General features: G+C 48.1%; 12 protein-coding genes and 1 pseudogene. 9 read left to right on the top strand and 4 right to left on the bottom strand.

The genetic code is table 11. The annotated features are described in order from the left end of the window. Positions 1 to 444: 444 nt before the first annotated feature. On the top strand, positions 445 to 936 hold the full coding sequence (locus HMPREF1493_RS05235; protein WP_051485285.1) for a DUF5067 domain-containing protein: 492 nt from the start codon (positions 445 to 447) through the stop codon (positions 934 to 936). Between the two features lie 73 nt (positions 937 to 1,009). On the opposite strand, the pseudogene HMPREF1493_RS07165 reads toward HMPREF1493_RS05235, so the two are convergent. Beyond that, positions 1,010 to 1,126: pseudogene (locus tag HMPREF1493_RS07165) on the bottom strand (hypothetical protein); the annotation flags it as partial. Positions 1,127 to 1,417: 291 nt separating this feature from the next. Between HMPREF1493_RS07165 and HMPREF1493_RS05230 the strand changes: the two are divergent. From HMPREF1493_RS05230 to HMPREF1493_RS07075, 3 genes are all read left to right on the top strand, one after another. Next, entirely contained in the window at positions 1,418 to 2,467 is a 1,050-nt protein-coding gene (locus HMPREF1493_RS05230) for an LPXTG cell wall anchor domain-containing protein (protein WP_035428398.1), read from the top strand. 194 nt (positions 2,468 to 2,661) lie between these two features. Further along, positions 2,662 to 3,093: a Dps family protein gene (locus HMPREF1493_RS05225; protein WP_035428396.1), complete on the top strand. Its 432-nt coding sequence runs from the start codon at positions 2,662 to 2,664 to the stop codon at positions 3,091 to 3,093. A 352-nt stretch (positions 3,094 to 3,445) separates the two neighbouring features. Then, on the top strand, positions 3,446 to 4,300 hold the full coding sequence (locus HMPREF1493_RS07075) for a hypothetical protein (protein WP_198013759.1): 855 nt from the start codon (positions 3,446 to 3,448) through the stop codon (positions 4,298 to 4,300). Between the two features lie 159 nt (positions 4,301 to 4,459). On the opposite strand, the gene HMPREF1493_RS05215 is transcribed toward HMPREF1493_RS07075, so the two are convergent. From HMPREF1493_RS05215 to HMPREF1493_RS05205, 3 genes are all read right to left on the bottom strand, one after another. Further along, positions 4,460 to 4,810, bottom strand: a complete 351-nt coding sequence (locus HMPREF1493_RS05215) for a cupin domain-containing protein (protein WP_035428394.1) — start codon at positions 4,808 to 4,810, stop codon at positions 4,460 to 4,462. A gap of 88 nt (positions 4,811 to 4,898) precedes the next feature. Continuing rightward, positions 4,899 to 6,464 carry an autoinducer-2 kinase gene (lsrK, locus tag HMPREF1493_RS05210; protein WP_035428392.1) on the bottom strand — a complete coding sequence of 522 codons (1,566 nt, stop codon included), beginning with the start codon at positions 6,462 to 6,464 and terminating at the stop codon, positions 4,899 to 4,901. Between the two features lie 14 nt (positions 6,465 to 6,478). Further along, on the bottom strand, positions 6,479 to 7,393 hold the full coding sequence (locus tag HMPREF1493_RS05205) for a sugar-binding transcriptional regulator (protein WP_035428390.1): 915 nt from the start codon (positions 7,391 to 7,393) through the stop codon (positions 6,479 to 6,481). 283 nt (positions 7,394 to 7,676) lie between these two features. On the opposite strand from HMPREF1493_RS05205, the gene HMPREF1493_RS05200 reads away from it, so the two are divergent. From HMPREF1493_RS05200 to lsrF, 5 genes are all read left to right on the top strand, one after another. Beyond that, entirely contained in the window at positions 7,677 to 9,230 is a 1,554-nt protein-coding gene (locus tag HMPREF1493_RS05200) for a sugar ABC transporter ATP-binding protein (protein ID WP_035428388.1), read from the top strand. Positions 9,231 to 9,240: 10 nt separating this feature from the next. Next, entirely contained in the window at positions 9,241 to 10,317 is a 1,077-nt protein-coding gene (locus tag HMPREF1493_RS05195; protein WP_035428387.1) for an ABC transporter permease, read from the top strand. Beyond that, positions 10,317 to 11,351, top strand: coding sequence for an ABC transporter permease (locus HMPREF1493_RS05190; RefSeq protein ID WP_035428385.1), 1,035 nt, complete (start codon positions 10,317 to 10,319; stop codon positions 11,349 to 11,351). The genes HMPREF1493_RS05195 and HMPREF1493_RS05190 overlap by 1 nt, the downstream gene beginning before the upstream one ends. Before the next feature lie 45 nt (positions 11,352 to 11,396). After that, a complete protein-coding gene (locus HMPREF1493_RS05185) occupies positions 11,397 to 12,521 on the top strand; it encodes a substrate-binding domain-containing protein (RefSeq protein ID WP_035428383.1) in 1,125 nt (374 codons plus the stop codon). A gap of 167 nt (positions 12,522 to 12,688) precedes the next feature. Next, on the top strand, positions 12,689 to 13,567 hold the full coding sequence (gene lsrF, locus HMPREF1493_RS05180) for a 3-hydroxy-5-phosphonooxypentane-2,4-dione thiolase (RefSeq protein ID WP_035428381.1): 879 nt from the start codon (positions 12,689 to 12,691) through the stop codon (positions 13,565 to 13,567). Positions 13,568 to 13,977: the final 410 nt, after the last annotated feature.

The following is a 13,977-nucleotide window of genomic DNA, read 5'->3' as shown; positions in this document are numbered from 1 at the left end:
TGTTTCTTTCTTTCCTATATGAACTGAAAATGCCGTCGGATTTCCGACGGCATTTTTTGTGGTTGTCTATGGCGTCGTTGAAAAGACTGATCCAAAACCGCAGCAATTATGTGCGTCGCACTGGTGAATGCAGATTTTTGGAGCTCGATTAATCCAAAAGTGAACTAATTATGTGTCGAGAAACCCGATTTTGATCCAAAGCCCACGTAATTATGTGCCTTTCGGCACATAATTACCCCACTTTTGGATCAAGCGGACACATAATTACCCGGGTTTTGGATCAATCGACTCTGAAAAATCTACAAGGCGTTCCACGACTAGGTCAACTGTCCAACGTGGTGGACACATGACCGCATTTCAATGACTACTATCTGCACTGTAGTAAGTGTTCTTGTTCAAAAAGGCGTTTAACAGGCAAAAGACACATCAAACATAGGAGGAATTATGTCTTTAACACGTCGCGAGTTCATTTATGCAGGTGCTTCTAGTTTGTTCGCTCTTGGCTTGGCGGGTTGTGGAAACAGTGGTACAACATCCACTTCTACTTCTGATGCGCAGAAGGAAGAGCCAAAGAAGTCAGAGGAGAAGCAGCCAGAAAAGTATGAGGTAACCATTGGTACTCTCACACAAATCGCTGATTTCAATGGAGACCCAGCTGCAAAGATCACGTTTAATTTCACAAATAACTCTGACGAGACCACTTCATTTATGAGTTCGGTACGTGTCGAAGCGTACCAGGATGGCAAGCAGCTTGAAATTGCATTTGTAACAAGCGGTGACGTTAATATGGAGAGCACAACAACAAAGATCAAGACTGGCACAAGTCTTGATGTTGAACAGGCATACAAGCTCATTAGCTCGTCCGATGTTGAAGTAGAGGTATATCCGCTCATTGGTAAAGACAAACTTGCTACCCAGACTTTTAGCCTGCAGTAAGTGCGTCATCATGACTAGGTAGTTACTTCAAGAGAGCCACCATAAAGTGGCTCTCTTTTGTAATTAAGCGATTCTAGTTTCCCTGTTTTGGAAGAGGGAAGAACGCATTGAGATAGAAGACATCATCATTAACGCCAACGTGGATGTTTCCGTTATATCGCTTAGCGATAAGTTCCATTGAGTGGATACCAAATCCATGGTTAAAGTGATTTTAAACTTATGAAAATATTCATTTTAATACAGAGCAGTTAGACATATTTATTTGTAATTTGAACAAATATGTGAATTAGGTGAATACATATATTTTCACATCAGGTATATATATACTAAAAAAATAATTAATTGTCATGAGGTACTAGAATTAGTAATTAGATGCATAAATAACTTGTGAATTGGTATCTGCGTGTAATCGTTTGCAATATAAGCAAACCATAGAAGATAGATAAGAGCAGGAGATTTGCTCTAATAGAAAGGAACGGGTGTGTCAACGTTTATTCGAGAAGAAACAAAAAGGCGCATTGTTGTTTGCGTAACAGCGGCAACTATTGCAACTTCTTCGCTTGTTGCCGGAATAACTCCTGTATTTGCTGAAACTTCATCAAATACAGCTGCTACTACCTTAACATCAGTAGCATCAATTCCAACTGAAACTTCTTTTACCTTTACACAGGGCAATATTCCTCCAGTACGACAGGATGTTCCTGATGACGAAATGGCAGTCCAGTTTGTATCTGAGGTATCTCTTCAAGGTTATAAGGTTGTTGGAGATTTTGAGGGACATGCATACACTCCTTCTGGTCTAACTGACCCAGACGGTCATGCAATTGTTAAATGGGTGGCAGATGACGGTACTGAGATGGAACCTGGCGAGTTGTTTGAACTTCAGTACATTAATGGACTGACTTTCCATGCAGTTTGGCAGCCAAAAGACGGCAATGACGATGTTCAGTATCGTCTTGTGATTGATGCAAACGGTGGCCATTTTGAGGGTGGCGTTTCTACTATGCTTGAGCGCCATGACTATCTTCCAGCAGAGATGCACAACGTTCAGGCTGTTAGTAAAGTAGTTCGTGACGGCTATACTCTTGTTGGTTTTTCGAGAAATAAAAACGATATTACTGCTCCAGCCAGCACGCTAACATCACCAATAAGTATTCGTGATGCAGAGCATATTCCAGGTCACACTACTAATGGTGCGCTTCCAAGTAAGACTGATGAAATCTATACTCTCTATGCTATTTGGAGACCAAATACTGCAACCCCTGCAGACCCATCAACCCCTGCAGACCCATCAACCCCTGCAGACCCATCAACCCCTGCAGACCCATCAACCCCTGCAGATTCCGAGACTCAGGGCCAGAACGCACAAGAGCAATCAAATAACACTGCGCAGGAGCAGACTTCTTCTGGACGTCGTTCAAAGAAATCCGTACTTCCAGAAACTGGTGATGCTGTCTCTGCTACCGGTCTTTTAGCAAGCGCAGGATCTATTCTTGCCACCGCGGGTTTCATGCGTAAGCGTAAGCATTAAAAGAATTTATTTCATATAGTGCAAATGACCCTTCTGATAAAGGTCAGAGGGGTCATTTTTTATTTAACATAACAGCCTTCAAAAAATTTCTACAAATTCTGTAAAAGTAAGTATAGGGTAACTTACTTTGGGAATATAAACGTTAAATAGTAATTATTCCTATTTAATAGGAACCAGATAGAAAGGTGTTAACCATGCTAAACGATAAGCTCAACGTTCTTCTCGCTAACTATGCTGTTGAGGCTCACAAGATTCACAACTTCCATTGGTATGTTAGCGGTCCTTCTTTCTACAACGTCCACACTGACCTCGACGAGGTTTACGGCGCAATGTATGACCAGCTTGACGAGGTTGCTGAGCTCATTCTGATGAACGACGGTTCTCCACTTGGATCCATGGATTCCTTCCTCAAGAACGCAACTCTTTCCGAGGCAGCAGAGGGTTTCAAGAATCCACAGGAGATTTACCAGGCTATTCTTGCTGACTACGAGGCAATCCGTGCATTCGCAGCAGAGATCAAGAAGGATGCAGACGCTGAGGACAATTTCCTTGTTTCCGCAGCAATGGACGAGCACATCGCTCTTCTCTCCAAGACTATTTGGATGATCAAGCAGTCCAACAAGTAAGTTTGGTAAATACCCAGTCGGTTCAGACGACCGGCTAAGCCTTGTGTTTCTTTCTTTCCTATATGAACTGAAAATGCCGTTGGGTTTCCGACGGCATTTTTTGTGACTACCCACTCCACTATCACATTATCATTTCTGCGCCCGCACATATCTCTAAGCATGAAGGTAACAGACTACTGCGATGCTACCTATCTGACCTAAAATCAGTGTAAAAGAAGGCTGCTATAAACGATTTTTTGATTGGGCGAATTAGATGATTCCTTCGTAGCGGCAATAGACTTAGTGTCCACTATGTTGGACACCTAAAATCTTATGAGTATCTAGATTTGTTGCAACAGAGAAAGGAGTTGTAATGGGTCTTGATGCATTTGTTCGTTGCAGGTGTTTTGAAGAGGGAAAACTTAAACCTGGCCCAATTCCCTTTGAAGATCTTTACATTGATGATGAAGAATTTATCTGTTCAAAGTTTTTAGATCAAAAGCGTAAAGAGCTTAGCTCTGAACAATTTGAGAAACTCTATGGAGACCTAGAGCGTGATTTTGTTGATTGGACATATAATGCCTGCGAGCATGAAGATGGTGAAATTTGTTCCGAAAGAGTTGGTAATTTTTGCGGCTTGTTAAGCATTGGTGCAGTTTTAAGTTCAGATGAGGGAGAGTCAAAGTATCCGTTATTAAATACTATGCTTCCTGATGGCAATGGAGGTGTTTATCCAGTTGAAAAAGCGCAGCCTACTCTTGATGAACTTGATAGATTCATAGAAGAGCATTCAAAGATCCCGGGATATCAGCTCATTGATAAGGAGACGAATAAAGCTCTTATCTCCTGTGCGGTGGATGACGGTTTTTGTCTTTACAGTGACAAATATATTGATTATGGATTCGCAGAAGACACAATGTATTTCCATCAACTTAAGCCTTCACGTATATTTTACGCTGACCATTTTTGCCAGATTCCAGCTGATGATTTTGAGCAGACGCATAAGGTGGTTGTTTTTTGCGATGAACCAAATAACAGTGCGTCAAACTTTAAAATAACTTTGCCAGGTCCAATTGATAGTGAATTAGACAATTCTGTTTTAAGAAGCTTTACTGTTCAAAAGGCAACTTTAGACTTCAAAGAAACTGGTCATTTTTGGAGGCTAAATAAGATTAGGAACCTCCTTGTAGCATCCATAGAAACACGGCATCCTATTTGTTGGTGTTAAAAACATATGGGCTGCGCTATCTGGTTGTGGTCTGATATCGTGCTGTCCAAAAAAGAGAGCTACCTTGCGGCAGCCCTCTTCGCGTTTGCGCTGGCGAGAAGAACGTTGCGCTTGAACGATCTTCTCGTCAAGTGCTGGTTTTCTCGCCAGATGTTGATCTTAGTAGGTAGGGTTTTCTACCTCAACCTTGTCGACCTCCTGGAAAGGAGCAAGGGTTGAGACCATGACAATTGGCTCGTCATAAGGGTTGTTGACGTAGTGAACCTCGCCGGGCTCAATGTGGATGAAGTCGCCAGCTGAGAGGGTGTGAACCTCGCCGTCAACCACAATGTCAACCTTGCCCTGGAGGATGTGGAAGTTCTCCTCCATGATGTTGTGGTAGTGGGCCTGGAAATCCTGGCCTGGCTGGAACTGGACCATGGCGTAGTTCATGCGAGGACCCTTCATCAGGTACTTAGGGCCGTGATCTCCGCACCTGTACTCAAAATCGTTCTCGTTGACAATAAACATCTTGCTTTCCTTTCAGGCGCAACTTTTGATGCGACCAAACGTTTTTCTTGTGCGCTATGCGTATCCGTGGCGCAGCGGAGCCCGGCGTTTACAGACCAGGTGCTCTCCACATGCTCTTGACCTTGTTCTCTTCTGCAAGCTCAAGTTGACTCTTGTAAACATCCTTCCACTGGACATAGAGCTGATCGTAAACAGCTTTGTTGTCTGGGTTGGGGGAGAATGTCTTATCCCATTTAACAACGCGCTTTGCGCCCTCAGCGATACTTGGGTAGATGCCTACACCGTAGCCTGCAAGGACAGCGGCGCCCAGAGCAGTTGCCTCTTTGACCTCTGGGATGCGGACGTTCTTGCCAGTAACGTCGGCAACAATCTGTGCCCACAGAGAACACTTGGAAGCACCACCTGCAAAGATGAGCTCGCTTGGCTCATTGCCCGTAGCTTCTTTGACCAGGTCAATATGGCCGCGGACGAGAAGGGCGGTGTTCTCCAAAATTGCGCGATAGAAGGTGTACTTATTGAAACGCTCTGGATCAAGCTCAAAGTTGGTGAACGTTGGGCTTGCGTGGATCCAGTGGATGTAGTTCATAACGTCACTGAAGCAGCAAAGCATACCGTGGCTACCAGCAGGAATCTCTGCAGCGTGCTCGTTCATGACCTCATACACGTCATCAATGCCACGCTCTTTTGCTTCGGCCTTTTCTGCCTGGCAGAAGCCGTCACGATACCAACGCATAACCAGACCAGGCTTGAATGCCAGAGCTTCGTACTGCCAAATCTGTGGAATAGCGTGGCAGTTTACACGGACGCGATAATCTGGGTCTGGAGTGCTCTTATCGGTGTTGAACTCGTACTGCCAGAAGCTACCACCAAAAACGCCAGCCTGGCCAGGCTCGCAAGCGCCAACGCCAATCATACCCAGCTGGCAATCGCCGCCGCCGACAACAACAGGTGTACCTTCGGCAAGGCCCGTCTCTGCTGCGGCGTCTGCAGTTACAGTGCCAAGAACTTCTCCGCACTCGATGACCTGGCCAAACAGGTCGTCGCGAAGACCGCACTCCTTAGCAATCTCTGGATCCCAGGCGCGTTCTTCCAGGCTCATAATGCCGGTGGTACTGCCGTTTGATGGCTCAACCGCCAAAATACCGGTGAGCTTGTAAGCAAGCCAGTCGTTGAACATGCCAATCTTGGCTGCCTTGTTGTAGATTTCTGGCATCTTGTTCTTAACCCAAAGAAGACGAGGTAGAGCGCCTAGTGCATAGGTCTGACCACTCTTCTGGTAAATCTTCTTTTCAAGCTCTGGGTCCATATCAATGAGCTGTTTGACCTCGTCAACACTTCGAGCGTCAACGTTAGCGCATGCCCAAATCTCATTGCCGTCCTGGTCATACAGGAGGATACCCTCACGCATACAGGTAGTGGAAATACCAGCGATTTCTTTAGGATCAATGGAGGTCTTTGCCAGAACCTCTTTGATGCAGTCCAGAGCAAGCTGCCAGTCAGCAACCCAATCAAAGTCCATGCTGCCAGGCCAACGAGGGTCCTCATGGTGCTCCCACTCGCGCTGAGCAACCCCAACCTGCTCACCGTCAACACTAAAGAGAACGGCGCGAATACTTCCTGTTCCCGCGTCTAGTGCAAGAAGATACTTGCTCATCAAATCCTCCTTGTTTACGAAAGAAGCAGCTCAGCAGCGGTGTCTGAATCCGTGATGAGCACGTTCAGATAGCCGCCGTTAAGCACTGCCTTAATTGCCGTAACTTTATCTTTGCCACCAGCAACGCCAACAACGTTCTTGAGCTGGCGAAGCTTGTCCAGATCGGTACTAATGACACGATCTTCAATTTCTGTCTGAATAAGATTGCCGTCTTTATCCATAAAGTGATTGAGGACGTCACCGACGGCTCCTTGCATCTTAAGTACGGTCAGCTCGCCCTCGTTAAGGATGCCATTGCGCAAAACGGTGGCGCCCTCAACTGCGGCGCCGATACCAACCACACTCATGTCTGCATATTCCGTCATAGTGGACACGTCTTGCAGGCTTTTCTCATCAAGAAGTGCATCGCGCACTTGGCGAGAAGACACAACAAGTGGAGACGGTGTCAGGAACAGGTGCATGGAGTAGGCAGTGGTGCCAACGGATGGCAGGTAGTAGCTCACGCCGCCCGTAAGGCTTACAACGTTGAGCGACTCCTCGCGGTTCTTGGCAAGAAATCCCAGCATGCGACTGACGGTGTCGCCGTAGCCAATGTTGAGGTAGCCGTCCTCGCGCAGGTGATCGGAGACGTAGTGAGCTGCGCCCTGAGCAATAGATTGGTTAATAGCAGAGCTGTCCAGGGGAGTGGGTATCACAAAAGCATCCTTGAGGCCAAAGCGGTCAATAAGGAGTTGTTCTGCGGAAACGCGCTGGCTGTCGTTTTTTCTGAAGCTGAACTGAACAATGCCCTGCGCGCGAGCCTCTTCAAGCAGACGAATAACTTTTGCACGAGAAACGCCCATGACCTCAGCAATCTGAGCCTGGGTGTTATCTTCCATGTAGTAATACCATGCAGCCTTGGTGGCTAGTGCATATGTCTGCTCGTCCATCCGTCCTCCAGTTGATACTTTTGTTTAATGATAAAACATTTGTATCTAACATACTAGACTTCATTATAGTAATTATTCTCCCTATTAACAGGAAGATATACTACAAATACCATAATTGCGTATAGCGGTATTGCGGACTATTGTTCATGATACAATCAAAAATACCATTCACGGCAGTAATAATACCGTTTGCCGTGACGGTGCTTTGAAGAATGCCTATTTATAGATATCTTCAAAGTGTGAGATTTTGTACGGCCGTTTGTTATTTTTGGTAGGAGGTACTATGGGTGAAACTTTTGACATCGATATCGATGCCACTGACCCAAAGTCGCCTGAAGGAAAAGATGCGTGTGAGCAGTGCGACACACTTCTTTCCGTTCGTGGAATCAAGAAGTCATTTGGTTCCAACGAAGTATTAAAAGGCATTAACTTAGATTTGGCGCCAGGAGAGGTCATCTCTCTTATTGGTGGCAACGGTTCCGGTAAATCTACCCTCATGAAGATCATCATGGGTATTTACTCTGCCGATGAGGGAGAAATTTCTATCGATCGTCAAAAGGTTGATATCTCCAATCCTAAGGCCGCACTTGCACACAGTATCTATATGGTTCCTCAGGAGCCAATGCTGTTCCCTAACATGACCGTTAGAGAGAACATCACCATTGGTTTTGAGGCTCCAAAAGCTGAGCTCAACAAGATGCTCGAAGATACTATGAAAGAGATTGGCTGGGAGCTTGATCTGGACCGCAAGGCAATGACGCTTTCCATTGCTGAGCAGGGTATGGTTGAGATTCTCCGCGGTCTTATGCGTCATTCCGAGATTCTTATTCTGGACGAGCCAACTTCTGCACTTACCTTTGACGAGGTACAGAGCCTCTTCAAGGTAGTCCAGGAGCTCAAGCAGAAGAACATTGGCATCATCTACATTACCCACCGACTGGCAGAGGTCTTTGAGATTTCTACCAGCATTGGTATTCTGCGCGACGGCGTTATGGCTATGCGCGGCAAGGTAGAGGACTTTACGCGAGAAGATCTTGTGCGCGGACTTCTTCCACCAGACGCAGCAGAGATTAAGAAAGAAATTGCCGAGAGCGCAAACATTGATTACGACGCAGAGCCTATTTTTGAGCTTGCTGAGTTCACCGGCTATGGCTTTGCTGACGTAAACCTCAACATTTATCCAGGCGAGATTGTTGGTCTTGCGGGTATCGTTGGTGCTGGTAGATCAGAGATGGCTACCACCATTTACGGTATGGATAAGGTTTTGGGCGGCAAGGTATTTGTCGATGGCAAAGACATTACCGGCAAGTCCACCAAGGACGTTATTGCTGCAGGTCTGAGCTATGTCCCAGAGGATCGCTTTAACGACGGTCTGTTTAGAATTCGTGACGTTGCCGAGAACACCACAAGCTCTCTGCTTGCAAATTCTTCCCTGGGTAAGCTGCTGCTTAACCGCAAAGAAGAAGATAGGGTTTCTCAGAACTACGTTGATAACTTCCGTACCAAGGTTACTGGCCTTGATCAGGAGGTAGGCGGCCTCTCTGGTGGTAACCAGCAGAAGATTGTTATTGGCCGCGCATTCTCGGTTGCTCCAAAGGTTGTTATTTTGGACGAGCCAACCCGTGGTATTGACGCTGCTGCTCGTGGCGATGTGTACGCCGTTTTGCAGGAGCTCCGTAAGCAAGGTGTTTCTATTCTTCTGATTTCTTCTGATATGGAAGAGATTATTGAGCTTGCTGACCGCGCGTTCACTATGTACCAGGGACGCATTAATCACGAGTTCAAAAAAGAAGAAATTACGCAGGACAACCTCATGTCCGCTGCATTTGGATTGTAGGAGGTGACGTATGGATCTTGTAAAGCGCCTTCTCAAGGCTAGGGGACTGAGCAGCCTCGCATTCCTGATTGCTCTCTTTATTATTGTTGGTGCAATGAATCCTGCATTCTTGACACCAGCAACAATTGCTGCCTGCTTTAACACGTCCGTTGTCTACACATTGGTCGCTGTTGGTGTGGCTTTCACCCTGTTTATTGGTGAGATTGACGTTTCTGTTGGTTCTAACTTGGGTCTTGTTGCTGTGGTAGTTGGCAGCATGCTGAGAGATGGAACTCCACTGCCTGTTGCTTGCCTGGTAGGTATTCTTATTGGTGTAGCAATTGGCCTGGTCAACGCCTGGGGCGTTGCCGTTATGAAAGCTCCATCGCTCATCTTTACCCTAGGCACCAACGGTGTTCTGCGCGGTATTGTTTACGTGTACACCAATGGTCAGTGGGTTGAGAACCTTCCTAAGGAGTTCAAGGACTTCTCGGCAGTAACTGGTATTGGCGACTTCACGGTTTACTATTGCGCAGTTATCGCACTGGTTATTCTGATTCACTTTGCACTAATCCAGACCCGTCGTGGTCGCTGGTTTGCAGCAGTTGGCGATAACGCTAACGGTGCAACCCTGGTTGGTATTCCAGCTCTTCAGACCAAGATTCTGGCATACGTCATCTGCGGCGTTATGGCAGCTATCGGCGGCATCATCTTCTGCAGCCGTATTGGTTTTGTTACCCCAATGAGCGGCAATGGTTACGAGATGAAGGCTATTGCAGCCTGCGTTCTTGGTGGCGTTAGCCTGCTTGGTGGCGTTGGCTCCGTCCTTGGTGCAGCTGTCGGTTCCGTCATCATGGCATCCATCAGCTACCTGTTGGTCTTCATGGGCTTCTCGTCAAATTACGACAACGCAATTACCGGCGTCATCCTGATTGTCATTGTTGTTGTGGACGCCCTGCTTCAGCACCGTTCCATTGTTCAGAACAGGCATGCCCGTCTGAACGCACGTGTTTCTCCAAAGGCAACTTCTGAGGTTCTTGCAGAGCAGATTGCAGACTTTGGTGAGGCAGCTATGAGCCCTTTGGGTAAGAAGGGCGGTGTTCGCTAATGATGAAGACACTTAAGGGATTCTTGTCCAAGGGTCAGACAAGCTGGAACATGATCCTCATCGGTCTGCTTGTGCTTGAGTTTGTGATTTTTGGTGCTGCAAACGGTAAGTTCTTGCGTCCAGCACTGCTGTTTACCAGCATTAACGATAACCTGCCAGTCTTTATGATCTCGCTCTTTGTAACGCTTGTTATGGTTACCGGCGGCATCGACATTCAGGTTGCGTCTCTGGTTGGTCTGACGTCCATCACCATTGGCGTTGGCTGGCAGGACTTTGGTCTTCCTATCTGGGGCGCTGTAGGCGTTGCCTTTGTCCTGGTTGTTGCTTGTGGCGCGCTTTCGGGCTTCTTGATTGCGTACTGTCGAGTGCAAGCAATGGTTGTTACCCTGGGTGGTAGCTTTCTGTACTCCGGTCTGGCGCTGCTCATCTCCACGCTCTCCAAGACCGAGAGCTACCAGGGAATTGGCGGTTTCCCCGAGGACTTCAAGTTTGTATCTAACTTCCAGCTCTTTGGCGTCATCCCATTCCAGTTGCTGATCTACATCTTGATGCTGGTTATCGCGTTCATTCTGCTGCACAAGACCAAGTATGGTCGCCGCATTACCCTGGTTGGCGTTAACCAGAGCGCAGCTGAGTTCTCTGGCATTAACAGCCGAGCAGTCATCATGTCCACCTACATGCTCACCGCAGTTTCAGCTGTTATTGCAGGTGTTGTCCTGACCGCTTACCTGGGTACCGCTAAGTCCGACCTTGGCGCCGACCTTACCATGGACATCATCACCGCAGTTGTTTTGGGTGGCACGCTCTCTACTGGTGGTAAGGGCTCCATTGTTGGTACCGCACTTGCTTCGTTTGTTATTGCATTCTTGCGCTTCGGCTTGCCACTGTGCTTCAAGGTAAGCCCACAGTACCTGGATATTCCTGTTGGTGTCCTGCTGGTTGTTGTCATCGTTGCTCGATCGGCAGCAAGCGGAACAAATATTGGTGCGTTTTTGAAATCGCTGCTTTCAAGCAGCAGTAAAGCCAAGGCATAAGCTTTGGGGAAATTGTGCCTTAGGCACAGACAAGGGAGGTTACCTATGCAAGAGATTACTCGTCGTGGTTTTATTGGTGCCGCTGGTATTACCGCAGTTAGCGCTGGCCTCGCTCTGGCAGGCTGCAATAATGGTGGTGGCGAGAAGAAGGAAGAGACCAAGAAGTCCGAGGGTGGCGGAGACGTCAAGGGTAAGACCGTAGCATTTATTCCTAAGGTCACCGGTAACGCATTCTTCGAGTCCGCAAACAAGGGCGCACAGGACAAGTCTAAGGAGTGGGGCTTCACCGTTGACTACATCGGCGACGCAACCGCATCTGTTTCCGCTCAGGTTTCCGTCATCAACCAGGCAGTTGCTAACGGCGTAGACGCAATCAGCATCTCCACCGTTGACGCAAAGGGCGTTTCCGACGCACTGAAGAAGGCAACCGCTGCTGGTATCGTAGTTACCACTTGGGACTCCGACGCTAACCCAGAGGATCGTACCCTCATGGTTTCTCAGGGCACCCCAGAGATCCTTGGCCAGATGCTCGTTGACATGGGCGTCGCTGGCCTCAAGGAGCGCGGCAAGGATCCAGAGAAGGACGAGATCACCTACGTCTGGCACTACTCCCAGGCAACCGTTACCGACCAGAACTCCTGGCAGGTAGCTGCACAGAAGATCATCAAGGAGAAGTATCCTAAGTGGAAGAACGTCCACGAGAACTACTACTCCAACCAGGACGCAGAGCAGGCAATTACCATTGGTGAGGCAATCCTTGACGCTTATCCAGAGATTGACCTGATCATCTGCAACGACTCCACCGCTCTTCCTGGTCAGCTTCAGGCTGCAGAGAACAAGGGCTACGACGAAAAGAAGATCACCATCACCGGTTTTGCTTCTCCACAGTCCATCAAGTCCTACTGCGAGCACGGCACCATCTACAACTGGGGTCTCTGGGACTGCGCAGTTCAGGGCGCTATGGGCTGCTACGTTGCAGCATTCCTTGCAGCTGGTAACGAGGTCAAGGTTGGCGACACCATCTCCATCCCAAGCATTGGCGATGTCAAGGTTGAGCCTAACGACTCCATCGCTGAGGGCGCAAAGACTGGCGAGAAGAACAACGGCGTTGTCCTGCTTCCTGAGCGCCTTGTCTTCACCAAGGAGAACATGAACAACTACTCCTTCTAATCAAGGCGTAAGTTCACGGCTGGCGAGAAGACCGATCTTCTCGCCAGCTTATGAGGTAATTCAGCCGCAGAGGAGGGTGGTCCTCCTAGGGCGGTTCTCCTAAGGAGGGCGCCGCCAAAGAACCACTCCTCTTCTGCGCGCTTTAAGGTTTTATTGAAAGGATTTTCATGGCAGATCTGGACGGATTGAAAGTAGCTAAGGATTATCACGTAGACACTCCTTTTGCTAACAATCAGGGATTTTATGTAAAGGGTGCAAACAACCTCGACTGGGGTATGCAGAAGCACCTCTCCAACATCTTTGATCCAAAGAGCGGCAACACTGTAATGTTCGCATTTGACCACGGTTACTTCATGGGCTCAACCGCTGGTCTCGAGCGTCTTGACCTGCTGCTTCCACAGCTTGCTCCTTACGTCGATTGCTTCATGGGCACCCGTGGCGCAATCAGGACTTGCGTTTCTCCTGAGGTTTCTAAGGGCATCGCTCTTCGCGTCTCTTCCGGCTCTTCTATGCTGCAGTCCGACCTCTCGCACGAGGTTGTTGCTGTTGACATCGAGGACGCTATCCGCATGAACGCAGACTGCATGGCTGTTCAGACCTTCATCGGTGCTGATGGCCAGCTCTCCAGCATCGACAACCTGAGCCAGGTCATTAACGCTGGTTTCCGCTATAGCATTCCTACCCTTGGCGTTTGTGCTGTTGGTAAGGACATGGAGCGCACCGGTCGCTTCTTCAAGCTTGCAACTCGTATCATTGCTGAGATGGGCTGCCAGATTGTTAAGACTTACGACTGCGAAGACTTCGAGGAAGTCGTTGCAGCATGCCCAGTTCCAATTGTTGTTGCTGGCGGCAAGAAGCTTGCTGAGCGCGACGCTCTGCACCTTGCATACGACGTTATCCGCAAGGGTGCACGCGGCGTTGACATGGGCCGCAACATCTTCCAGAGCACCCATCCTCTGCAGATGGCTGAGGCTGTCCGCATGATCGTTCACGAGGGCGCAACCGACGCTCAGGCATGGGAGTTCTTCGAGGACGCAACCCACTAAGAGCGCAACGAGCACGGCGTCGCCGCAGGTACAACGGGCGCGAAAGCGCGCCAAGCGCGAACGCGCGCGAACACGTGGCTTTCTCATGTGACGAGAAACATACTGACCTTGAGCTGGTAATCCGTAAGGATTACCAGCTTTTTTTCAGCGTGTTAGCGTCGGCTTTTAGGCCTGGCGCACAAAATAGCGCAGCTTTGGTAGGTTTTGCTAAAGAATTGACATGTTCCTAATCAAGAGAGCCGGGCAGCTAGGCGGCCGCACTACCCGATATGCATCTCTATGCATAAACTTAACCTAATATGCTTAAACATGAATAGACTTATATAAGAAATTTAACTATCGATAAATTCTGTATCTACGGAACACACCTAAGTCGGATATTCTGCTCAGATGCGGGCATATTACACACC

This window comes from Atopobium sp. ICM42b (assembly GCA_000564995.1).
GTDB lineage: Bacteria > Actinomycetota > Coriobacteriia > Coriobacteriales > Atopobiaceae > Lancefieldella.
The sequence above is the reverse complement of the archived record's forward strand: the minus strand, read 5'-3'. Positions and strand labels throughout refer to the sequence as shown.